Source organism: Paenibacillus konkukensis (genome assembly GCF_023523925.1).
In the GTDB taxonomy this organism is placed as follows: Bacteria; Bacillota; Bacilli; order Paenibacillales; family NBRC-103111; genus Paenibacillus_S; species Paenibacillus_S doosanensis.
This window is the reverse complement of the sequence record NZ_CP027059.1, coordinates 5,445,097-5,466,255: the sequence shown is the minus strand read 5'-3', so window position 1 is coordinate 5,466,255 and position 21,159 is coordinate 5,445,097. Positions and strand designations below refer to the sequence as shown.

At 52.1% G+C, this 21,159-nt stretch carries 17 protein-coding genes and 1 pseudogene; 3 read left to right on the top strand and 15 right to left on the bottom strand.

Annotation, left to right across the window (positions count from 1 at the left end; genetic code table 11):
* Positions 1-217: 217 nt before the first annotated feature.
* Entirely contained in the window at positions 218-1,909 is a 1,692-nt protein-coding gene (locus SK3146_RS23810) for a methyl-accepting chemotaxis protein (RefSeq protein ID WP_249861102.1), read from the top strand.
* 127 nt (positions 1,910-2,036) lie between these two features.
* Here the strand turns inward: SK3146_RS23810 and SK3146_RS23805 are convergent, their stop codons facing one another.
* The 5 genes and pseudogenes from SK3146_RS23805 to SK3146_RS23785 form a co-directional block, all read right to left on the bottom strand.
* A complete protein-coding gene (locus SK3146_RS23805; RefSeq protein ID WP_249861101.1) occupies positions 2,037-3,416 on the bottom strand; it encodes an MFS transporter in 1,380 nt (459 codons plus the stop codon).
* Positions 3,417-3,662: 246 nt separating this feature from the next.
* Complete coding sequence (locus SK3146_RS23800) at positions 3,663-4,043, bottom strand: histidine phosphatase family protein (RefSeq protein WP_249861100.1); 381 nt, start codon at positions 4,041-4,043, stop codon at positions 3,663-3,665.
* A gap of 155 nt (positions 4,044-4,198) precedes the next feature.
* The gene (locus SK3146_RS23795; RefSeq protein ID WP_249861099.1) at positions 4,199-4,675 is read right to left on the bottom strand and encodes an NUDIX domain-containing protein; all 477 of its coding nucleotides are present in this window, start codon (positions 4,673-4,675) and stop codon (positions 4,199-4,201) included.
* Between the two features lie 34 nt (positions 4,676-4,709).
* Entirely contained in the window at positions 4,710-4,907 is a 198-nt protein-coding gene (locus SK3146_RS23790; RefSeq protein ID WP_249861098.1) for an NUDIX hydrolase, read from the bottom strand.
* 105 nt (positions 4,908-5,012) lie between these two features.
* A pseudogene (locus tag SK3146_RS23785) lies at positions 5,013-5,475 on the bottom strand (IS1595 family transposase); the annotation flags it as partial.
* Between the two features lie 266 nt (positions 5,476-5,741).
* On the opposite strand from SK3146_RS23785, the gene SK3146_RS23780 reads away from it, so the two are divergent.
* Positions 5,742-6,497, top strand: a complete 756-nt coding sequence (locus SK3146_RS23780) for an SDR family NAD(P)-dependent oxidoreductase (protein WP_249861097.1) — start codon at positions 5,742-5,744, stop codon at positions 6,495-6,497.
* 247 nt (positions 6,498-6,744) lie between these two features.
* Here the strand turns inward: SK3146_RS23780 and panB are convergent, their stop codons facing one another.
* The 10 genes from panB to SK3146_RS23730 all read right to left on the bottom strand — a co-directional run bounded on the left by panB (position 6,745) and on the right by SK3146_RS23730 (position 17,424).
* Positions 6,745-7,566 (bottom strand): 3-methyl-2-oxobutanoate hydroxymethyltransferase, encoded by an 822-nt coding sequence (panB, locus tag SK3146_RS23775; RefSeq protein WP_249861096.1) that lies wholly within the window; start codon positions 7,564-7,566, stop codon positions 6,745-6,747.
* Between the two features lie 208 nt (positions 7,567-7,774).
* A complete protein-coding gene (locus SK3146_RS23770; protein WP_249861095.1) occupies positions 7,775-8,506 on the bottom strand; it encodes a glutamine amidotransferase in 732 nt (243 codons plus the stop codon).
* A complete protein-coding gene (locus SK3146_RS23765; RefSeq protein ID WP_249861094.1) occupies positions 8,503-9,822 on the bottom strand; it encodes an ArgE/DapE family deacylase in 1,320 nt (439 codons plus the stop codon). Before SK3146_RS23765 ends, SK3146_RS23770 begins: the two co-directional genes overlap by 4 nt.
* 218 nt (positions 9,823-10,040) lie before the next feature.
* Positions 10,041-10,550, bottom strand: coding sequence for an ureidoglycolate lyase (locus SK3146_RS23760; RefSeq protein ID WP_249861093.1), 510 nt, complete (start codon positions 10,548-10,550; stop codon positions 10,041-10,043).
* 252 nt (positions 10,551-10,802) lie between these two features.
* Positions 10,803-11,834 (bottom strand): autoinducer 2 ABC transporter substrate-binding protein, encoded by a 1,032-nt coding sequence (locus SK3146_RS23755; RefSeq protein WP_249861092.1) that lies wholly within the window; start codon positions 11,832-11,834, stop codon positions 10,803-10,805.
* Positions 11,835-11,839: 5 nt separating this feature from the next.
* Complete coding sequence (locus SK3146_RS23750) at positions 11,840-12,784, bottom strand: ABC transporter permease (RefSeq protein WP_249861091.1); 945 nt, start codon at positions 12,782-12,784, stop codon at positions 11,840-11,842.
* Positions 12,781-13,743: an ABC transporter permease gene (locus SK3146_RS23745; RefSeq protein ID WP_249861090.1), complete on the bottom strand. Its 963-nt coding sequence runs from the start codon at positions 13,741-13,743 to the stop codon at positions 12,781-12,783. Before SK3146_RS23745 ends, SK3146_RS23750 begins: the two co-directional genes overlap by 4 nt.
* Complete coding sequence (locus SK3146_RS23740; protein WP_249861089.1) at positions 13,740-15,254, bottom strand: sugar ABC transporter ATP-binding protein; 1,515 nt, start codon at positions 15,252-15,254, stop codon at positions 13,740-13,742. Before SK3146_RS23740 ends, SK3146_RS23745 begins: the two co-directional genes overlap by 4 nt.
* 211 nt (positions 15,255-15,465) lie before the next feature.
* On the bottom strand, positions 15,466-16,389 hold the full coding sequence (locus SK3146_RS23735) for a ribokinase (protein ID WP_249861088.1): 924 nt from the start codon (positions 16,387-16,389) through the stop codon (positions 15,466-15,468).
* Between the two features lie 9 nt (positions 16,390-16,398).
* Entirely contained in the window at positions 16,399-17,424 is a 1,026-nt protein-coding gene (locus SK3146_RS23730) for a LacI family DNA-binding transcriptional regulator (protein ID WP_249861087.1), read from the bottom strand.
* A 529-nt stretch (positions 17,425-17,953) separates the two neighbouring features.
* Here SK3146_RS23730 and SK3146_RS23725 point away from each other — a divergent pair.
* Complete coding sequence (locus SK3146_RS23725; protein ID WP_249861086.1) at positions 17,954-21,118, top strand: hybrid sensor histidine kinase/response regulator; 3,165 nt, start codon at positions 17,954-17,956, stop codon at positions 21,116-21,118.
* Positions 21,119-21,159 lie beyond the last annotated feature (41 nt).

The window sequence follows — 21,159 nt, the reverse complement described above, 5'->3', positions numbered from 1 at the left end:
AACCCAACGCTCAAAATTTGTAATTTCAGGTTATTAGACCTATAATCTACTATAACAATTTCATAAATTAACCATTTGTGATTTCACTCACTGATTCTCAAGGCCTAATCCTCTATGATGTAAGCAACTTCGATAGAAGCGGAGTGATTAACAAAAAACGGAATTTCCCGCTATCCAATAGTAAACGACCCGAAACAACAAGAGAGGGGAACTTGCAATGAAGCTATCTATCGGTAAAAAAATGTTCGCCGGATTTTTTGTCGTATTATTTATTCTGGCGATAACAGTAACGATCGCTTATTTCCAAATTTCAGCGGTGGACCGTTCTTATACGGTACTAATCGAAGATAAAGCCCAAAAGCTGATTATGATCCAGGAATTGAATTGGGCGATAAAAAAGGAACAGGCCGAGCTTCGCGAATACTTGCTGATCGGCGACGAAGCGGCGCTGAAGAGCTTTAACGACAGTCACAGCCAATATTTAAGCATGAGCAAAGCTTTGGGAGACATTATCGTCATCTCCGACGCCAAGAAGCTGTTTCAAGAGATGGATCAGCTGGAAGGGCAATATTATCAACTGGCGAACAGGGAAATTCAATTGAAGCAGCAAAACAAAACGGAGGAATACACCAACCTTCTGCTCACGGAAGGCCGCGACACGATCCAGAAGTTCGATAAAAAAATCGACGAGCTTACAACCTTCCAGCAAAACATCTTAAAGAACGGCAATGAAGAAACGTCGTCCAAGGTTACCTCTATTAAAAAGTGGATGATGCTGATGGGGTTATTGGCCGTGCTGCTCGGCGTCATTATCGCCTTCTACATAGGCCGGATCATCTCCAAGCCGGTTGTCGCGATAGCGCGAACGGCCGAGAAGGTCGCTTCGGGAGATCTTACCTCCAAGCCTATTCACATAAAAAATCGGGACGAAATCGGCGATTTAGCCGCATCGTTCAATCAAATGTGTCATAATCTCCGCGATTTGATCTATCAGGTCGGCTCCAATGCGGAGCAAGTGGCCGCTTCGGCGGAACAATTGACGGCAAGCGCCGAACAAACGACGAGAGCGACCGAGCAAATTTCCGTTACGATGCAGCAGGCCGCGACCAATGTAGACAAGCAGTTTCAAACCGTGAACGAAACCTCGCGTACCGTCGGCGACATGTCCGAAGGCGTGCAGCAGATCGCCCATTACGCCCAAACAGCTTCCGTTACGGCTGTCGAAGCCTACGAGAAGGCCTCCGAGGGAGGACAGACCATCAAGACCGCCGTCGATCAGATGAATTCGATTCAATCCACGGTGAACGGCCTAGCCGGGGTTATCAAGGGTCTGGAAGAACGTTCGCAGGAAATAAGCCAAATTGCCGATGTGATCACGGAAATCGCCGCCCAGACCCATCTTTTATCCCTCAACGCGGCAATCGAAGCGGCAAGAGCGGGAGAGCACGGACTCGGATTCACCGTCGTCGCCGGCGAAGTCCGCAAGCTGGCGGATCAGTCGGCAGCGTCGGCGCGGCAAATTGCGGAGTTAATCTCCTCGATTCAGGAGGAAACGAAACAAGCGGTCGGCTCGATGAAAGCAGCCACCCAAGAAGTCGAGGCAGGCATCGGAGCGGTTCATACCGCAGGGCACACTTTCCGGCAAATCCGCAGCTCCGTGAGCGATGTCAGCAACCAAATCCAGGAAGTATCGTCCTCCGCCCAGCAAATAGCGGCAGGCACCGAGCAAATCGTGCATTCGATGAAGCTCATCACGGAGGCGGCCGAAACGACCGCATCGGGCTCTCAGGAAGTGTCGGCAGCAAGCGAGGAACAGCTGGCTTCCATGGAGGAAATCTCCGCATCGGCTCATTCGCTATCGAACATGGCGGAACAATTGCAGACGCTTATCGAACGTTTTAAAGTATAGCAATACAAAGAGGGACCTGCCTATCGCATGTCCCTCTTTGCATCTTGTAACCTCGCGGCGATCGGCCGCATGGCTTCATGCCGTCTGCTCCGGCTCATTGCCGGGAAAGCCGCCAGCCAGTTGTCGTTTAACCGCTCTTGACGCGTTCCCTGCCCGGCATCCGCAGCGTCAAGACAAGCATCAGCACGCCGAGTACCGCACATACCCACGCCATGCTATGCAAGTGCGAGGTGGTAATATTTTTGCCGAACAGCGCCGCCAGCAAGCTGGATGAGAGGATCGTCCCGATAAAACGCGAAGTCATGAACAGCCCGGAGGCGATTCCCGTCTCTTCCTTCGTTACGCAATCGTACAGCGCCGTCTGCATCCCCAGATTGTTGAAGCCGTTGGCGATCCCGAGCACGCAGAGCACGAGGAAGATCGTAACCGGGCTGGCTTGATCCCGAATGATCAGCATCAGCAAGCTGCCGATCACCACCAGAGCCGTTCCGGCCGTCAGCGGCGGCTTCGAGCCGCTCCTGTCGATCCAGCGGCTGACCAGCGGCGTAACCACTACGCTAAAACCGGCGATCGACAGCATGACAAGCCCCGTCTTCTGCGGGTCCATCGCCTGCACGCGCTGCAAGTAGGACGGAATCCCGAACATGATCGAATAGAACGCGATATTCGTCAAAATGAACTGCGCATAGATGAGGGTCACATTCATATTTTTCCGTAAAAAAGCGACGTTGATAAACGGCTTGCTCCGGCTAAGCTCGTACCGGTAAAGCCAGAACGACGCCCCTGCGCTGACGATGAGCTTCCATAAGCTGAAGCCGTCCGCAAGCGACAAGAAAAACAGCAGCCACATGAAAATCGTCGCGGAAAATAACGCAACCCCGGGCCAATCCATATCGGAGGCCCGTCCGGCCGTTTTCGGATCGTTCGGAAACAGCTTCCATGCCAGGATGAAGGAAGCGGCAATAAACGGAAAGTTGCAAAGGAAAATCAGAGGCCAATCTCCGTAATGCAGCAAAAGTCCGCCCAGCGAGGGGCCGAATGCAGCTGAGGTACTGGAAAAAATCGATATGATGCCGAGCGCCTTCGCTTGATTGGAGGTGATCTGAGAGCGGATCATCCCCATGCCGGACGGAAACAAGGCCGAGCTGCCCAGAGCCTGAATGATTCGAAAGCCGATCAGCCATCCGAAGCCGGGAGAGAGCGGAGCCAGGCTCGACGACAATGTTACGAGCAGCAGCCCGAGCATAAATACCTTCTTCCGGCCGAACAGATCGCTCCACTTGCCCATCAGCGGCTGCCCGATCGCACTGGCCAAATAATAAGTGGAAATGAGCCAGGATACGTCGGCGAACGTCAGCCGGAACTCCTCCTGCAGCCGGGCCAAAGCGACGGAAATCATCGTCGTATTAAGCGGATTAAGCAGCGTGCCGAGGGCTACGGCGGTAATCAGCAGCATTTCCTTTCGTCCGATCGCGGCCTTCTTGGCCGCCGTTTGTTCCATCGCCATGATGACACCTCATCTTTCTATTAACTGAATTATATAATATATTCATACCCCTTGGCATACCTGTTTTCGGCGCCCTGATGTCAGCATAGCTGCCACTTCTGCAAAGTTACGACCATTCGCCGCGCCGCGACTACCACGAGAAACAAAAGGAGAAGTACTATAATAAAGGATACATTTATTGATTTTTGAGCATAAGAAAACCGCCTTGACGGCGGTTTATTGAGCTAACGTACCCGTTTAGCTTAATCAAAAATCTCCATTCCACAATCTTATTACTTCTTTTAGTTCTAAATTTTCAAAACTTAATTTATAAATATCTGGTTTCTTTAATTGATTTAAAAAATCCAAACCATAACTTGAATCAAAATAATTCATCATCAATGTCATTACAAGTCCATGTGTTCCAATAGCTATTTTTTTCCCAGAGTGTTCTTTTAATATGTTTTTTATCACTGATATCGATCTATTCTGGCATTCAGAATTAGACTCCCCACCCGGTAAAGAATAATCAAAATCATAAAATTTCTCACTAATGACGGACATTAAATTCTCAATATTTTCTCTAGCAAAATGCCTTTCCCTGAGATCTTCAAACGTCTCGATATCTAATCCCAAGTTTTGTGCCAATCCCTCAAATGTTAACTTATTATATTACTGTGATTTCACATCACGTGATAATCGAAGTTCGTGAATATTCCGTCTCAAAAAGTATTCGCGAAGTCATTTAGCTATCTTGCCCGTGGGACGTATCTTTACCAAAACAAGTGGTGATAACGTACCCGTTACTTTAACAACTGTCCCCATAACATCTTTCCATCACCGTAAGTCCCCGTCCATATATTGTAAGATTTTGGGTTTTGTTGATAATGCTCATACATTAGTCTTAAGCTCATAGACATTTGTAGGTTCGACAATTCCGAAGTTTTTACCCATTGTAATTCTCCTTCATCACAATTAATAACATTTCTAGTGATCGAATTACCAAAGAAAATATAATGTTGATTTAGCTCATCTTCTTTTTGTCGAAGCAATATATACCTCAAAGTTAGATTTTTGATTTCATTTTGCAAAATTCCCGTCTCTTCTGCTATTTCACGAAAACATGAAATTACTGGCGAGTTGAACTCATGAGCTTCCACATGACCTCCGACACACGACCATAAGCCTGGCGCAATCTTTTTAATACTCGAACGTTTCAGCATTAAAACATCATCATTATTGAAAAGAAAAGCACCTGTCATTGTTCTAACACTTATCATCGTTTCGACCTCCAAAATCCAATTCTCACATTTTTTACATTTCTCCATAGGGTGTTATCTCAAAGTTATCATTTTCCCTCTTACCTCCAGGCAACTCCCAAAGGTCTCCTTTTTTATTCCGAATAATGACTAACTGATTTTGATACTCAGTTATTGTAACAACATACTTTATTTCATCTGCGGCAATTTCTTCAAGACCGAACCAAGTGCAACCAAATCCTCGTAATTTCACCTATTCATACTACGATCTTTGCATTACCATAATACCACATATTGGAACTATTCTGCCCGTTAGCTTAACAAGAATAAGCAGACAGCCGAAGCTTTTTATTCGTGTTTTGGTTGCAACACCATTGAAGCGGTCCATCCATTTCTTTAAGCGGCTGTGGTAGCTGTTTACGTTTTGGATATGGTAAACGACCTTGACGCGCTGTTTTCCATCGGATTTGAACCGGAACCGGTAATGAGTCAAACCTTTTGAATTCGCATAAGAGTTGAATGCCCTCAGCGAATCCGTGCAAAGCACGTTCGAGTCGGATAGATGTCCGCCAATGGCTTCATCCAACTTCTTTGTCTTAATACGCCCACCTCCAAGAACGCCAGAGTAGGTCATCTTCTGACGGTCACGGGCTACGAGAACGCAAGCTCGGTCGTTTTCTGCTGCCACGATATTTGGATTTTCCGCCGCGCTTTCTTGGTTTACGTTCAACGATATTACGCTCGCCTTTTTCAGAGAACAGAAAATAGGTTTCGTCCATTTCGACGATACCTTGGAACACTTCGGTTGGAATTTGCTTCAGCAATTCAACATTTAAATTGAACATAGCCAATAAGATAAAAGAAATCTCCTTCACAATACTGCAAATGAAATAGGAGAAACATGAAAGATATTGACTTTCTTGCAGGAAGACAGCCTGCGAATACTTTGCGGCGCAGCGTTTCCTTAAGCGGTGCTTAACCAACGCTTAATATCTTTACATATTTTTCAAGCATTAAGAGGATTATAATAAAGCTATGGGAAGACCGTGCTGCGGCAGACCCAAACTTGAATTGGAGGCGTTACAGTATGGCTAGATTGGCAGGAAAAGTAGCTGTAATTACAGGCGGAGGCACCGGAATCGGCAAAAAGACCGCGCTTCGTTTTGCGCAGGAAGGCGCTAAAGTCGTAGTCACCGACATCAATCCGGACAGTGCCAATTCCACGGCGGAGGAAATCAAGAACGCCGGGGGCGCTGCGCTCGCCATGGCGCATGATGTGAGCAAGGAAGACGAGTGGCAGCGGATCGTATCGCAAACCGTAGAACAATACGGCAAAATAGACATTTTGTTTAATAACGCAGGCATTTATATTATTAAGCCGCTGGCCGAGCTCACCCTGGAAGAATGGAATCGCCTGATGTCGATCAATGTGACCGGCGTCTTCTTGGGAATGAAGCATATCATGCCGGTGATGGCGAAGCAGCAGGCCGGTTCGGTGATCAACGCTTCTTCCGTCGCCGGGCTCATCGGAGCGTCGGGACATGTCTTGTACGGAGCAAGCAAAGGGGCCGTCCGGATTATGACCAAGGACGCGGCGATTGAATATGCGGCACAGGGCGTGCGCGTAAACTCCATTCATCCCGGCTATATCGATACGGGGATGGTCGCGTACGCTTCCGAAACGACCAAGCATTCCAAATCGGAGCTGGCGCAAGCCGTTCCAACCGGACGTCTCGGCACGGTCGAGGATGTGTCGAACATGGTGTTGTTCCTCGCCTCGGATGAGTCGTCCCATGTCACCGGAGCCGAATTCGTCATCGACGGCGGCGGAACCGCCCGTTAATCCATCCGTATTCATGACATTATAATGAAGGCACGCTTTATTGAACAGCGGTAATCAGCTTTTGTTCAGGGGACCCATTCATGGTCTTCTGCCTGTTCCGTTCGCTTGCAGCCGCTTCATGTGAGGAGACCGGCAGCTTTGTCTTACATGTTCATTTTCCGGATTACGGCCGTCCGCCAAAATAAAACAGCCGGCTCCCTAAAGAGCGGCTGTCTCGGCTATATGCAATATACTGCATTCTATTTACTTACTCTATACCGTAATGCCGCATGAGCTGCGACAGCTCCTCGGCTTTCATATGGCGTACATTGGAAACGTTCGGAAACGCGCCGGCTTCCACCTCGCTTGCGTATTCTTGAAACGACTTCAGCATGATTTCGCCTACATGGCCGTAGTTTTTCGAATGCCGCAGCTCGCGCGGGGTAATCCCGAGCATATCATGCACGATAAGCACTTGCCCGTCCGTAAATCGCCCCGCACCGATCCCGATCGTCGGAATCGTCACTTGCTCCGTAATGATTTTGCCGAGCTCTTCAGGTATCAGCTCCAGCACCACCATACACGCTCCGGCGGCTTGAAGCGAGCGTACGCTCTCCGCCAGCACTCTCGCCGAGTCGTACGTCTTTCCCTGCACGGCGGCTTTTTCATGATATTGCGGGTTAAACCCGAGGTGTCCCCATACCTCTATGCCTTGGTTATATAAATGAGCGACAATCTCTTCGTGCAAGCCCTCCAGCTTCACGCCGTCCGCTCCATTGCGCAGGAGCATTTGGGCCGTGGCCAACGCCGTATCCGCGTTTTCATAGGTACGGTAAGGCATATCCGCCAGCAAATAGGCATGCTCAACGCCTCTGCGGACGGCCTTTAAATGATGAATGATGTCGTCCAAAGTTACCGATGTTTCCCGCTTGTATCCAAGCTGGTTGGTGCCCACGGAATCGCCGGCAAAAATGACGTCGATCCCCGCCTCATCCTGCAATTGGGCCGTCGGGTAATCGTAGCAGGTAAGCATCGTAATTTTCCGGCCGTCTCGTTTCTTTTGATGAAGATACTCCATCGTTTTTTTCATTTTGAAATCCTCCTTGTCTCTGTTCACTTAGGAATCAAAGCGCGGTCATAGGCCAAACATAACGACTTTGCAGCAGATCGGGTATCAGCTCCGGTTGGATGCAATCCCGACACTGTCAAGTATATCAAAAACCGATATAGAAAAAAATAACAATCGGCCATGGATTCTACGTCCATGACCGATCGCTTATGCAGAATATAAATTCCCCTTATTTCAAATAATGAATAAGATTGGACCAGAATGCCGGATAATGCTCCCAATTCATAAACTCCAGCGAGCCCCAGTGCGGAGAGCAATCGCTGGCGAAAGCCGCCGTTTTCCCTTGGCCGTACGTCCCTACCGCGAGAATCGCATCGCCGCCATGGCTGAGCAGCTCTTCTGCGTCCGGCTTGGCCACCAGCTTATTGTAGCCGAGCAGCTTGGGCCATTCTCCCAAGCCTTCAACGAGCGGATGCGAGCCGGATACGGAAGGAGCGAAGCCGCTCGGCATTTCTACGCGGTCGTCCCCGTCCGTCATGATCACGGGCAGGACATCGGCCAGCACCGTACGTTTATAATTCGCCTTCCCTTCGATGCCCATGAAGGTCAAGTAGCCGCCGATCATCAGAAGGCCACCGCCTTCGGCGACGAACTGCCGGATATGCTCCAGCGCGTCCGGAATGATCTGCATTTGATAAAAGGTCGGATTCTGGAGCAGGAACGTATTCGCGCCTACATCGCTGAGCACGATGGCGTCATATGCCCTAAGCTCCTCCAGCGTGCGGGGGAAGCGTACCTGCACTTCATGCGACGGCATATAGGTGACGTCGATCCCCCGCTCGCGCAGGCATGACAGCAAATACGTCGCTCCCTCCTCGTACTTGGTTGAAGTAAAGCTGTCATAGCCCTTCGTATGAATCATATGAACGACCCACGATTCTCCGATAAACAAGATTTTCATTGATTCGATCCCTCCTCGATTTCGCACCAGTCTATGATCGTTTTGGCCATCATTTTGACCGCCTGAATCACCTCGGCCACAGGGGTAAATTCATCGCTGTGATGAGCGAGACTCGGATCGCCGGGGCCGAAGTTGATAGTCGGAATGCCCACGTTGACCGGCCAGCCCATATCGGTATGGAAGCCGAGTCCTTCAATCCTGCCTTCTTCTCCGATTGCCTGCAGGGACTTCACGCAGGTTTGCACGAACGGATGAGCGACGTCTGTCTCTGCGCAGTCCGCATCGACCAGCCATTCGATTTCCGGCATATGCTCGCTCAGCCACGGATCGGATTCGGCTACCTGGCGCAGAAAATCCGTCAACTCCTTCTTCACGTTGCCGCCTACCAGCTTCTCATCGCGCTCCGAAGGCAAATATTGAGCATTGAATACAATTTCCGCTTCATTGGCAAAAGAAGTCGGGTATTCGCCGGCATTGAGCTGCGCAATATGGACCTGACACGGGATCGACAAGTACGGATGCGTTTTGCTTGCCGCCCAATCTTCGTTTAAGCGGTCGAACTGATCCAGAATATAGCGGGCTTTCTTGATCGCGTCCACCGCACCTCCGTCCCGCCAATCCGCCTGCGGCATCTCGATATGTCCGCTGCGTCCTTGCACCTTGATTTTCCCCCATAAAATGCCCCGGCATAGCGGAGCAATCGTCAGCGATGTCGGCTCGGTCAAAATGCAGGCGTCCGCCCGATAGCCGTGATGGATGAAATCGAGCGCTCCCATGCCCCCGGCCTCCTCGTCGACTACGGTTCCGACGACAACGGGCCCCTTCAGCTTGAAACCGCTGCGAATGACCGCCTCGACGGCCATAATCATCGCTGCGACGCCGCCCTTCATATCGACGGTGCCCCGCCCGTACATCTTGCCGTCGACGATCTCGCCCTCGAACGGATCGACCGTCCATTTCGTGCCGGCCTTCACTACATCGATATGACCGAATAATAACAAGGACTTGCCTTCGGCTCCTTTGCCGAACGTCGCCGCCAGATTAGGCCGGCCGGTGAAATCTCTCCCCGGATAATAGCCTGCCATCCCTTCATATGGCTTCAGTTCATCCGCGACCGGCTCCCACATTTCGATGTCTGCGCCCAAGCCCTCCAGCTTGCGGGCGAGGAACTCCTGCAGATCCTTTTCCTTGGAAGGCCCCGGTTCGTCAAAAAACCACGGGTTCACGCTCGGAATTCGGATGAGCTGCTGCAAAAATTGAATAATTTCCTCTTGATGGCTGTCGATCCACTCCATAACCTGCTTCTCTTGGTTCATCTTCTCATCCCTCTCTAAGAGTGTGGTGAAAAATGTCCACTGCACATGCGAAGGCATCTTCCGATCGCTCTCGCTTAGCGAAGCTCGCTTTTTCACCGGGCTTCTACAACGGTAGCGATTTAGTCGCGGCCTGCGGTCGATATAGGTTTCCACTAGCTGTTCCAATTCTCTATCGACTCGCCGGCCACTTATTCGCCACGTTGCTAAGCCTGCTTGCGTTATTCAAACCGAATGGTATCTCCGCCTATAAAATCGACCCACGGGCGAATCATTTCATCGCCGAATTTGTCTTTCTTCTTCTCAATGCCGAACATATAGCGGGCGTCGTCCGATGCCGGATAGGCCGGGCTGTGCCAGACTCCCCGGTGGATGACGATCGCTTGACCCGGCTTGATCCGGAAGCATTTGACGGTAGACGGATCGGGATGCTCCTCCGGATCGTCGATATCGATGCATCGCGCTACCGGCTGTATAATCTCCCGGTCGAAGGCGAGCAGCAGCTCTTCGCGGCTGACATGTCTTTCCATGGCGGATACGACGAACTCGCGCCGCCGGGTCACGACCAGACCGAAGCCGATCGGCTCGTGGACGTCCAGCATTTGAATATAGCTCCAGCAATCCCAGCCGTCTCCGGCCTTGGACGGATCGCTCTCCGGCAGATCGACGACTTTGCCGTAGGGGGCAAAAGCTTGCTGTGTCAATGGTTCAATCGGTACCTTATGCTGCATGTATACTGCCTCCTCGCATTATGATGACGGGTGGAACGGTGTCGTTATGGGCGGCTTGCGCCGATAGGGGTTCCCGCCCCCGTCGCTGTTCCAATTCCCTATCGGCGCATCGGCCGGTTGTTAGCCGGACGCTTCGCTTCTCCAGATTGCTCTCGCTTAACGAAGTCTGCTTTTTCACCGGATTTCTAGAAGGGTGGTGAAAAAGTCCGCTGCGGCGTCCATTTGATCCTCCGCTCTTTTTTCACAAGGCTTCTAGAAGTCGAAGCTGTCTACATTGCTTCCTGTTACTTCCAGCGTGCCGATAAATATATTGGGCCCGTCCACCTTGACGGCGCCTACGTTCGGAATGTCCATGCCGTCTTTGATTTCCTTGCCTTGAGCGAGCTGATCGAGCGCATAGACCGTGACATACGCCAGCTTGCCCGGGTCCCAAATAATATCCGTTTTGATCGTGCCGTTTTTAATATAATTTTTCACTACGCTTGGAACCGCAATGCCCGTAATGGCGATCTGATTCTTTTTCAAGGTGCCTGCCTTGACCGCTTGCTCGACAACCTCGGCCGCCGCAGGCGGTTCGCCTCCTGCAAATCCGATAATTCCTTTCAAATCCGGGTACGTCTTGATCAGATTTTGCGCATTGGCGTACGCCTTCTGCTGATCGTCGTCGCTGGATACGGTCGTGACCACCTTCACATCCGGGTAATGGGCGGAGAAATACGCTTTGGCCGCATCGGATTTGGCGATCTGATTTTGCGAGCCGAGTCCGGCTACCATGAATGCGACCTGACCTTTGCCGCCGATCTCTTCCCCGATCGTTTTGGCCAGCAGTTCTCCAACCTCTTTATCCGTCGCAGGAGCTACGTAATATTGGCGGTCCGTGTCCGGAGCGTCGCTATCCCAGGTAACGATCTTGACATCCTGGCCGGCCGCCTTCTTGAACACCGGGCCGACCGCTTTCGCATCGTTAGGCGATACGCCGATGCCGTTCACTTTGCGCGTCAGCATATCCTGGATCATATTAATTTGCTTGGACGAGTCCGCTTCGGTCGGGGCATTGAATAACACTTTGACTTTCAAATCCGCTTCAGCTTTCTTAGCTCCCTTCTCCGCCGCCGCCCAATAGGCGGGACCGATCGACTTAGGGTTAATAAAGTACGTTCTTTCCCCCGATGCCGAAGAGCCCTTATCCCCGCCGGCGCTTGCCTGAGGATTTCCGGTATTTCCGCAAGCCGCCAAACTCAAAGCCAGTACGCCCGTTAACAATGTCAATGTCATTTTTCTCATAGGTATCACTCTCCATTGAACTTTTTGTTTCCTACAGCAAGCAGCAGCAGCGCGCCCAAAATGACGGCCTGATAAAGCACGGAAACGCCCAGCAAATTCAAGCCGTTACGCAAAAACACGATGATCAGCAAACCGACGAACGTGCCCGACAAGCTCCCCCTCCCCCCGAAAATATGCGTGCCTCCTATTAATGTAGCTGTAATAACGTCCAGCTCTATATTGGTACCCGACGTCGCCTCCGCGCTTGCCAGACGAGACACCAGGAAAACACCCGCCAAAGCCGAGAACAATCCGCTGAGCATAAACAGGATGAATCGGATGCGCACGACCGAAATGCCGGAGTAGCGCACAACCTCCTCATTATTCCCTATGCCGTACACATAAGTGCTGAATCTCGTTTTCTTCATTACAAAATTCGCAATCAGAAACATGACCACCAGGAAAATCGCATTGAACGGAATGCCGCCGATATACTGCTGGCCCATAAAGTAGAACGAATCGGGAAATCCGTTAATCGGCCTGCCCTCGTTCATCACATATACAAGACCTCGAAGCATGACCAGCATCCCGATGGTAACGACAATTGCCTGCATCCGGTGCCTCGCGATCAGATAGCCGTTCACCGCCCCGCACAGCAGACCCGCCAGCAGACCGATCAGCACGCTGACCCAAATATTGACGCCATGCTGGTAAGCGACCCCCATGCAAACCGCGGAGAATGCCAGAATGGAGCCGACCGACAGATCCATTGCGCCCGATATAATGATCATCGTCATCGGGATTGCGATAAGCCCCACCTCAACCATCTGGTTCAGCACGTTCATAAAGTTGGTTACGGACAAGAAATACGGAGACAAGAAGCTGAACAAGACGAGAATGACGAACAGCAGCAGCAGCTGAACAAGTAATTTATTCGATTGGAGCGAAAACCGGCTTGCCCATGCGCTCATACCAAATCCCCCTCTTTGCTTTTGCTTTGTCGGACGCGCTGTATCGTATTAATAGAAATTGCCAGAATAATCAGAAAACCGGTGGTAGCATCGACCCAAAACGGGGATACTTTAGAGATTATCAGTCCGTTTTTGATCATTCCCATAAAGAGCACGCCGATCATCGTTCCGGCTACCGTACCTACGCCGCCGAAGATGCTTCCCCCGCCGATAAGCACGGCCGCCATCACTTCGAAGGACAAGCTGTTGCCCGCAGTCGAGGCCTGCACGCTGCCTACCTTGGAAGCGAAAATAACCGAGGCGATCCCGACCAGCAATCCGGTAAGCACATATACCGTAAACTTCGTTTTCGCTATGCTGATGCCCGCAAGCTTGGCTGCGGAGCCGTTCCCGCCGATGGCGTAAATTCTTCTCCCCGCCCGGGTACCTTTCAGCAAGTAGATGAAGATGGCAATGAGAATGATCGCGACAAGCAGCGGAAAGGACATGCCGAGCAGTTCGCCTTGACCGAAGAAACGGAAGCCCTCCGGAAAATTGGTCATCCACGTCCCGCCGCTGATCCCGACCGCAATGCCTCGGAAAATATACATCGTGGCCAAAGTAACGATGATATCCGGAATCTTCCTTACCGCAATAAAATATCCGTTGACGGCGCCGCACAGCATGCCGATGCATACGCCCATCAAGGAGGCCAGCCAAGGGCTGATGCCGTGGCTGAGAAACAACCCCACGGACGTTGCCGTCAATGCCAGCACCGAGCCGACCGACAAATCGATTCCGCCCAACAGGATGACCATCGTCATCCCGATCGCCACGATAAACATCGAGATATTTTGATCCAGAATCAGCTTGGCATTATCGAAATGAAAGAAATCGGGCGAAATGACGGCAAACAATACAGTGACAACCAGCGTGAATATAATGATCGGCGCTTCATGAATATGGAATATGCGTTTCATAAGGTGCCTCCTTCCAAGCGCGGATGCGAGGCCCGCTGAAGCAGCTGCTCCTGGTCCGCCTCGCCATGGGCGAATTCGTGTACGATCTCGCCCTTGTACAACACCAGGATGCGGTCGCTCAGCCCGATAACCTCCGGCATTTCCGAGGAGATGAGCAGAATGCTCAGCCCTTCCCCGGCCAGCTGATGAATAATGCTGTAAATTTCCGCCTTGGCTCCGACGTCGACGCCTCGTGTCGGCTCCTCCAGAATGAGAATTTCCGGCCGGGCCGCAAGCCACTTCCCGATGACAACCTTCTGCTGGTTGCCGCCGCTCAGGAAATCGACGCTTTGCCCGTCGCCGGGCGCCTTAATCCGCAGCTTCTCCATATACTCCCCGCTCAGCTGCCGAATGCGCTCTTGATCGAGCATGATCCCTTTGGAAAGCTGAGGCAGGATGGGCAGCGACAAATTTTGGCGGATGGACATCGGTTTAATGATGCCCTGGCGGTGGCGATCCGGCGGCACATAGGCGATTTTCCTGGATTTGGCCTCGCCGGGACTATGAATGCTTACCGAGGTGCCGTTCATTTTGATGTCGCCGGTTCCCCGTTTTAGACCGAACAGCCGCTCGGCGACCGTGTGCGAGCCGGAGCCCGGAAGACCGAACAGCCCCAGAATCTCTCCCTTCCGCAGTTCAAATGAAATATGGTGAGAGGCATCGAGAGACAGCTTGTCCGCCTGCAGCACAACCTCGTCGCCGGGCGCTTGCTCGCGCACCGGATACAGCTGATTCACTTCTTTGCCGACCATCATCTGAATCAAGCTTTGCTCCGTGACCTCATCGATCCTTCGGGTACCGATTTTGGTTCCGTCGCGCAGCACCGTGACTTTATCGGCGATTTCAAAAATTTCCTTCATCCGGTGGGAAACATAAACAATAGCCACCCCTTGATTCCGTAACCGGTTTACAACATCAAACATCTTCTGCACTTCGTTCTCCGGCAGAGCCGCCGACGGTTCATCCATGATCAACACGTCCGCCTGAAAGGAGAGCGCTTTAGCGATCTCGATAACCTGCTGGCTGTGGACTCCGAGATGCCGGACTTCCCTGCGGACATCGATATCGCCTCCGCCTATGGAATTAACCAGCCGCTGCGCTTCGTCATACATTCTGGACCACTCAATTCGTCCGAAACGGCCGACCATCTCCGGCCGGTCGATAAAAATATTTTCGGCTGCGGACAAATTGGAGAATAAATTGAATTCCTGGTGGATGATCGACACCCCCTGCCGCTGGGCGTCGAGCGGATTGCGGAACGTCACATCCGCTCCCTTCAGCCTTATCGTTCCCTGCGTCGGCGCGTATACGCCGGACAAAATCTTCATCAGCGTCGATTTGCCCGCACCGTTCTCTCCCATCAGAGCGTGCACCTCGCCCGGATACAGCTCGAAATTGACATCCGTCAGCGCCTTAACCCCTGGAAACTCCTTGCTGATGCCTTCCATCGTCAAAACCGGTTTGCTCATCATTCGCCCTCCTCCTCATGTCATTGCGAAAGAATACCGGATACTTTATTAAGTCTAAGCGTTAATTTGTAAAAGTCGGAAATTGCGGGAGTCCCACTTTTTCTAAAAAGCTGTTGAAAGACGCCGGCGATATAAGCGAATAACGTCTTCCGGTCGTTGCTATCCCCTTCTTCAGACCTTTTCGGCTTGCTTCGTCCGTTTTCTCACCGGTCTTTTACCCCGCCGCTGACTCCTCATTCTCCAGAAACGCCCGTACCTGCTCTTCCGGAGGAATCGAGCTTTGCGCGCCCGCGGCGGACACGGCGAGCGCCGAAGCTGCGGTGGCATAGCGCAAGCTCTCTGCCAGCTCCGCGCCCGCTAGATACGTTGCGGCGAACGCCCCTATAAACGTATCTCCAGCCGCCGTCGTATCCACTACATGAACCGCGAACGCAGGCGTCTCGATCTCCGTTCCGGCCCGGTCCATATAGAGGGAGCCTTTGCCGCCCAAGGTGATAACCAGATGTGGAACCGCTTCCAGCAATTGCTTACCTGCCTGCCGTGCCTTCCCGATCCCGTCGATTCGGATTCCGCTCAGCTCCTCCGCTTCGATTTCATTGACGATCAGGAAGCTGATCTTGCTTAAGTCGGCGCGGTCAAATCCGGCGATCGGAGCCGGGTTCATAAATACGGGGATGCCCGCCTCCTCAGCTCTATCCAGCATCCTTCGGCTTGCCGCCGGGGAAATTTCATTCTGCAGCAGGATGGCGTCATATCCGGACAAATGCAATCCGTCGACATCCTTTTCCCCGTATGCTCCATTAGCGCCCGCGGATAGAATAATGTTATTCTCGCCCGCCTTATCGATCGCGATCAATGCGACACCGGTCGCGGCCGGCTTCTCGGCGACTAAGCGAAGATCAATCCGGTCCTCGGCCAATTTCTTGCGAATGTCGCGGCCGAAGGAATCCGAACCCAACCCTCCCGCCATAGCCACCGATGCCCCGGAACGGGCGGCGGCAACCGCCTGATTAGCCCCTTTGCCCCCGATAAAAAAGCCGGTTTCGCGTCCTTGAATCGTTTCGCCGGGAACGGGATGACGTTCCACCTGCGTAACAATATCCATGTTCATGCTGCCCACTACCAAAATATTCGCCATAGCTCCCCCTCACTTCAGCTTTTTGACCGAGCCGTACTTCATCAACTCAACATCCAGTATGACTTTTTTCGGCTTCGCCTGTTCTTTGGGCTCTCCCTTGATTTTCTGGATGAGCATTTCCGCCGCTTGAACCCCCATCTCTCTCGTCGGTCTGGCGACGACGGTCACTCTGGGCTGTACGAACTGCGCCAGCTCATTTTCGTCAAAACCGATCAAGGATATATCCTCGCCGATCTGCAGGTTCAAGTCGCGAACGGCCCTGATCACGCCTTTGCAGATGACATTGTTGGCGGCAAATATCGCGGTCGGCGGCTGCTCCGCCTGCAACAGCTCCATCGCAAACCGGTAGCCGTCCTCTTCAAGCCATTTCCCTTGCTTATGGTACTTCGGATCGGGAGTCAGACCTCCTTCAAGCATCGCTTGGCGATAGCCCCAATAACGATCCTTCCCATCGTTAAAATCATGCTCCCCGTCAATAATCGCGATTCGCTCATGACCGTAATCCACAAAATGCTTGGTAGCCTCGTAAGCTCCGCGGTAGTTATCGATCAACACTCCGTCATGCCCGCTGTCATTGATATAGCGATCGACCAGAATCGTCGGCTTGCGAATATTCCGGTAAAACCCGGCCTCCCTATGCGTGCCGATCAGCACGATCCCGTCGACGTTCTTACTCAGGAAGCTCTCGAAAAACTCTTCTTCCTCCGTCTCATTGCCGTTCGTGGAGATAACAATCGTGAAGAAGCCTTCATTATTGGCTATCTCTACCGTCCCGCCGATGACCGCGGTGTAGAAGGGGTTCTGAATCTCCGGGACGACAACGGCAAGCATATTGGTCTTTTTCTTAACCATTGAGGCGGCCATCGTGCTGGGCACAAAATTCAGCTCCTCGATGATCTTCAATATTTTCTTGCGGGTCGCGTCGCTTACCCGATCCCGTCCGTTGAGGACGCGAGATACGGTTGCTACAGACACATTGGCCTGCTTCGCTACATCCTTTATCGTGATTTCCTTGTTCGTCACAGCTGCGTCCATTCCTCCCATTTGCCTTGTAATAACGTTTTTACAATATTCGCATTATAATAATAAAAGGAACATTCTGGAACTGTACATTTGTTTGAAAAAACGTTTTCGCAATTGCTAGTTTCATTGTAGTGCATCCTCAGCAGGATTGCAAGAGCTTCTTTTAAAAAAATGAAAATAAAACCGTTTACATTTTGATATCACGTCATATAAATGTAATATTATCGAACATATAAATCCAAATTAATCCATTTTATCGTTAAATATGTTATGTTTAATTACAAATATTTAAAATGAAATGATCATAAACGGCTTTTCTAATGGGAAGTCTGTGGGATTTATATCGGAGAAGACGAAGCCGATCAGCTGCTGACCAGCCAACAAAGAAAAGGTTGTAATAACGTTTACGCAAATAGTTCCCGATTGGTGCAAGAAGCGACCGCCGCCGTTTGGAATCAAAATATGCTGTAGAGAGCTGCGGATAAGATATAATAGAATGACTTGGAGTCCCTCCCAGCGTAACGGGGAGGCTCGGCTTGACATGCCTGAACGTTCCGCTGCGCACACATTATCAGCAAAAGAGGTTATAAACGATATGACGATGCTGCCCAAACAGAAGATGAAGCCGCTTCACATCATATACATGGTGCTGCTTACCGCCCTTCTGGTCACCGTGCGCTGGCTCTGGCACGACGGCCTGTCGCAGCCGGATACTCCCAAATTGCAGCAAGGTTTGCTGGATCTGCGCGGCATAGCGCTGGAGAATTCGCGCCCCCTTCCGCTGGACGGGGAGTGGCAATTTTGCCCGGAGCAGTGGGTAGGCTCAGGCAATATGGACCAGGCAGCGCACGGTCGGCTTCTGCCGGTGCCGGGAAATTGGAACGCCATGTTCGGTGAGAGGAGCTACGGGTATGGAACTTACTATGCGCGAATCAAGCTGAAGCAGCCGCTGACCGAGCCCGTCAGCTTATGGTTTCAAGCGGTGAACACCGCTTCCGAGATAGAGATCAACGGCAAAGTGCTCGCTCGGTTCGGTAAATTGTCCGAATCGAAACAAGGACATGCCGCAGAGAGCCGCTCCTCCATAATCACCTATGCGCCTATGCAGGAGGGGATTACCGAGCTGAATCTGTTCGTAAGGACAGCGAACTATGAATCGCCGACGCTGGGCGGTATCGTGCGCTCCGTCCAATTCGGTACGCAGGCGGCCGTCAGCCGCATCTACTCTTATTCCGCTGCGCTTCAGCTGATTACGATTACGATTTTTTTGCTTCATGCGCTGTACGCGCTCATTCTCTACTTTATGAACGGCCGCAAAGCCGGGTTTACCGCCTATTTCCTGACGATGACCGTTGCCGCGCTGACCATTGGAACCTACCACAGCAAGCTCGCATTCCAGCTGTTCGAGGCCGGATTCGCCTGGGAGATCAAGCTCCGGGCGCTTTCCTACATCTGGTTCGCCTTTTTCCTTCTGCTGATGGGAAGAAACTTCTACGGAGCCCGGCACAAAGGCGTTCTATTCTGGAGTTACGCCGCCTCGCTGGCGGGCTACACGCTATTTATTGCAGCCGGTCCCCAAGAAGCCGTGCTCTATTCGCTTGAGAAAAAGCAGTTTATGCTTTGGTATTATTTTCCTGCGCTTTGGACTGCCTATTATTTCATAAAAATGGTGATGAACCGGATAGAAGGCGCGTTTTTCCTGCTTTTTGCCGTCATCTGCGTTCTCAACAATATGATATGGGGCGCTTTGTATTACGCCGCAACCTCGCAATTTATGTTTTATCCGATCGACATTATTATGGGAATTACCAGCTTTTCGGCGCATTGGTTTATCAAGTATTTTCATCATTATAAAGAAAATGAGCAGCTGAACGTGAAGCTCGCCGAGGCTAACCGGCTGAAGGACCGCTTTCTGGCCAACACGTCGCATGAGCTGCGCACGCCGCTGCACGGCATCATCAACATCGCCGGCAGTGTGCTAAAAAGGCAAAAGCAGGTGCTGGATACGCAGGCCCAACGGGATATGGAGCTCCTGGTGAAGATCGGCCGCCGCATGTCGCATACGCTTAACGATCTGCTCGATGTGGTCCGTTTGCGGGACAAGCAGGTTAAGCTGCATTGGAAGGAAGTTCAGGTGCAGTCGCTGGCCGCCGGTGTCACAGATATGCTGCGGTTTTTGACCGAAGGCTCGGCCGTCGAGCTGCGCGCGAGCATTCCGGAGCATCTGCCGCCTGTCTATGCCGACGAAGAGCGGCTCGTGCAAGTGCTGATCAACTTGGCGCATAATGCACTCAAATTCACGGAAGCAGGCTTGGTCGAACTGGGCGCGGAGCAATGCGAAGGACAAGTGCGAATCTATGTCCGGGATACCGGGACAGGAATGGACGAAGCGCTGCAAAGCCGCATATTTCAACGCTACGAGCAGGGCCATTCCGACAGAGGCGGATTAGGCTTGGGACTCAGCATCTGCCAAGAGCTCATCGAGCTGCACGGCAGCAAGCTGCTGCTCCGATCCGAGCCGGGCAAGGGCAGCGAGTTCAGCTTTGCTCTGCCTGTTGCGGGCAAGGCGGCTCCACCGCCCGTCTCCATTGTGGACGGCTTGGACGAAGAACTGCCGACTTCGGTCCGGAAGCTGGCAGCCGCGGGCTCTGACACCCTGGTTCCCCCTGTCTATCACGCCGGAGATATCGAGCCTGCTCCTCTGCTCGCGGCAAAACCTACCAGCATCCGCGTACTTGCGGTGGACGACGATCCGGTCAATTTGAAGGTGCTGGTCCAATTGCTGTCGGCCGAATCTTACCATATCGACACGGCCCGCTCCGGACGCGAAGCGTTGGACAAGCTGCACGGCGGGCAATGGGACCTTATCATCGCCGATGTTATGATGCCCGGCATGTCGGGATACGAGTTGACCAAGCATATTCGAACGCGGTTCACCCTGTATGAGCTGCCGGTTCTTTTGCTTACGGCCCGCAGCATGCCGGAGGATGTGTACGCGGGATTTCTCGCCGGGGCGAACGATTATGTCACCAAGCCCGTAGACGGGCCGGAGCTGCTGTATCGCGCCTGGTCGCTCGCGTCGCAGAAGCAGGCGATCAACGAGCGTCTGCGCATGGAGGCCGCATATTTGCAGGCGCAGATTCATCCGCATTTTCTGTTTAATACACTCAACTCGATCATTGCCCTAAGCGATATCGATGCGGAGAAAATGAAGGAGCTTGCCGACGCCTTTACATCATATTTGCGCATCAGCTTCGGCTTCTTGACGGCAGGCGAGCTGGTGCCTTTGAGGCGGGAGCTTAAGCTGGTGGAGCATTATTTGTATATTGAGCGGCAGCGCTTCGGTGAACGGCTGAGCGTGGAATGGGAGATCGCCGACGGCATTGAGGTGCCTGTTCCTCCGCTGGCGCTCCAGCCTCTGGTGGAAAATGCGGTGCGTCACGGCATATTAAGCCTGTCGAGAGGCGGAACCGTGCGCGTACGGATCGAAAGACGGTCGGGCCATATCCATTTCTCCGTGTCCGATACGGGAATCGGGATGAGCGCCGAACAAGCGGAGGCGCTGCTCCATCCGGCGGACCGGGACCGCCGCGGCATCGGATTGTTTAATACGCATAGCCGATTAGTCCGACTGTATGGGCGCGGCTTGCACGTCCACAGTGTTCCGGGCCAAGGCACGACGGTATCTTTTACGGTTCCTGGATAAGGGGGGGAGTACCCTATTTTATACCCCGTCAACTGAACAAA

Bases quoted from the DNA above. Each gene is read 5' to 3' on its own strand.
- SK3146_RS23810 (WP_249861102.1), top strand. From the start codon at position 218: ATGAAGCTATCTATCGGTAAAAAAATGTTCGCCGGATTTTTTGTCGTA.
- SK3146_RS23805 (WP_249861101.1), bottom strand. From the start codon at position 3,416: ATGGCGATGGAACAAACGGCGGCCAAGAAGGCCGCGATCGGACGAAAG.
- SK3146_RS23795 (WP_249861099.1), bottom strand. From the start codon at position 4,675: ATGATAAGTGTTAGAACAATGACAGGTGCTTTTCTTTTCAATAATGAT.
- SK3146_RS23780 (WP_249861097.1), top strand. From the start codon at position 5,742: ATGGCTAGATTGGCAGGAAAAGTAGCTGTAATTACAGGCGGAGGCACC.
- panB (WP_249861096.1), bottom strand. From the start codon at position 7,566: ATGAAAAAAACGATGGAGTATCTTCATCAAAAGAAACGAGACGGCCGG.
- SK3146_RS23770 (WP_249861095.1), bottom strand. From the start codon at position 8,506: ATGAAAATCTTGTTTATCGGAGAATCGTGGGTCGTTCATATGATTCAT.
- SK3146_RS23765 (WP_249861094.1), bottom strand. From the start codon at position 9,822: ATGAACCAAGAGAAGCAGGTTATGGAGTGGATCGACAGCCATCAAGAG.
- SK3146_RS23760 (WP_249861093.1), bottom strand. From the start codon at position 10,550: ATGCAGCATAAGGTACCGATTGAACCATTGACACAGCAAGCTTTTGCC.
- SK3146_RS23755 (WP_249861092.1), bottom strand. From the start codon at position 11,834: ATGAGAAAAATGACATTGACATTGTTAACGGGCGTACTGGCTTTGAGT.
- SK3146_RS23750 (WP_249861091.1), bottom strand. From the start codon at position 12,784: ATGAGCGCATGGGCAAGCCGGTTTTCGCTCCAATCGAATAAATTACTT.
- SK3146_RS23745 (WP_249861090.1), bottom strand. From the start codon at position 13,743: ATGAAACGCATATTCCATATTCATGAAGCGCCGATCATTATATTCACG.
- SK3146_RS23740 (WP_249861089.1), bottom strand. From the start codon at position 15,254: ATGATGAGCAAACCGGTTTTGACGATGGAAGGCATCAGCAAGGAGTTT.
- SK3146_RS23735 (WP_249861088.1), bottom strand. From the start codon at position 16,389: ATGGCGAATATTTTGGTAGTGGGCAGCATGAACATGGATATTGTTACG.
- SK3146_RS23730 (WP_249861087.1), bottom strand. From the start codon at position 17,424: ATGGACGCAGCTGTGACGAACAAGGAAATCACGATAAAGGATGTAGCG.
- SK3146_RS23725 (WP_249861086.1), top strand. From the start codon at position 17,954: ATGCCTGAACGTTCCGCTGCGCACACATTATCAGCAAAAGAGGTTATA.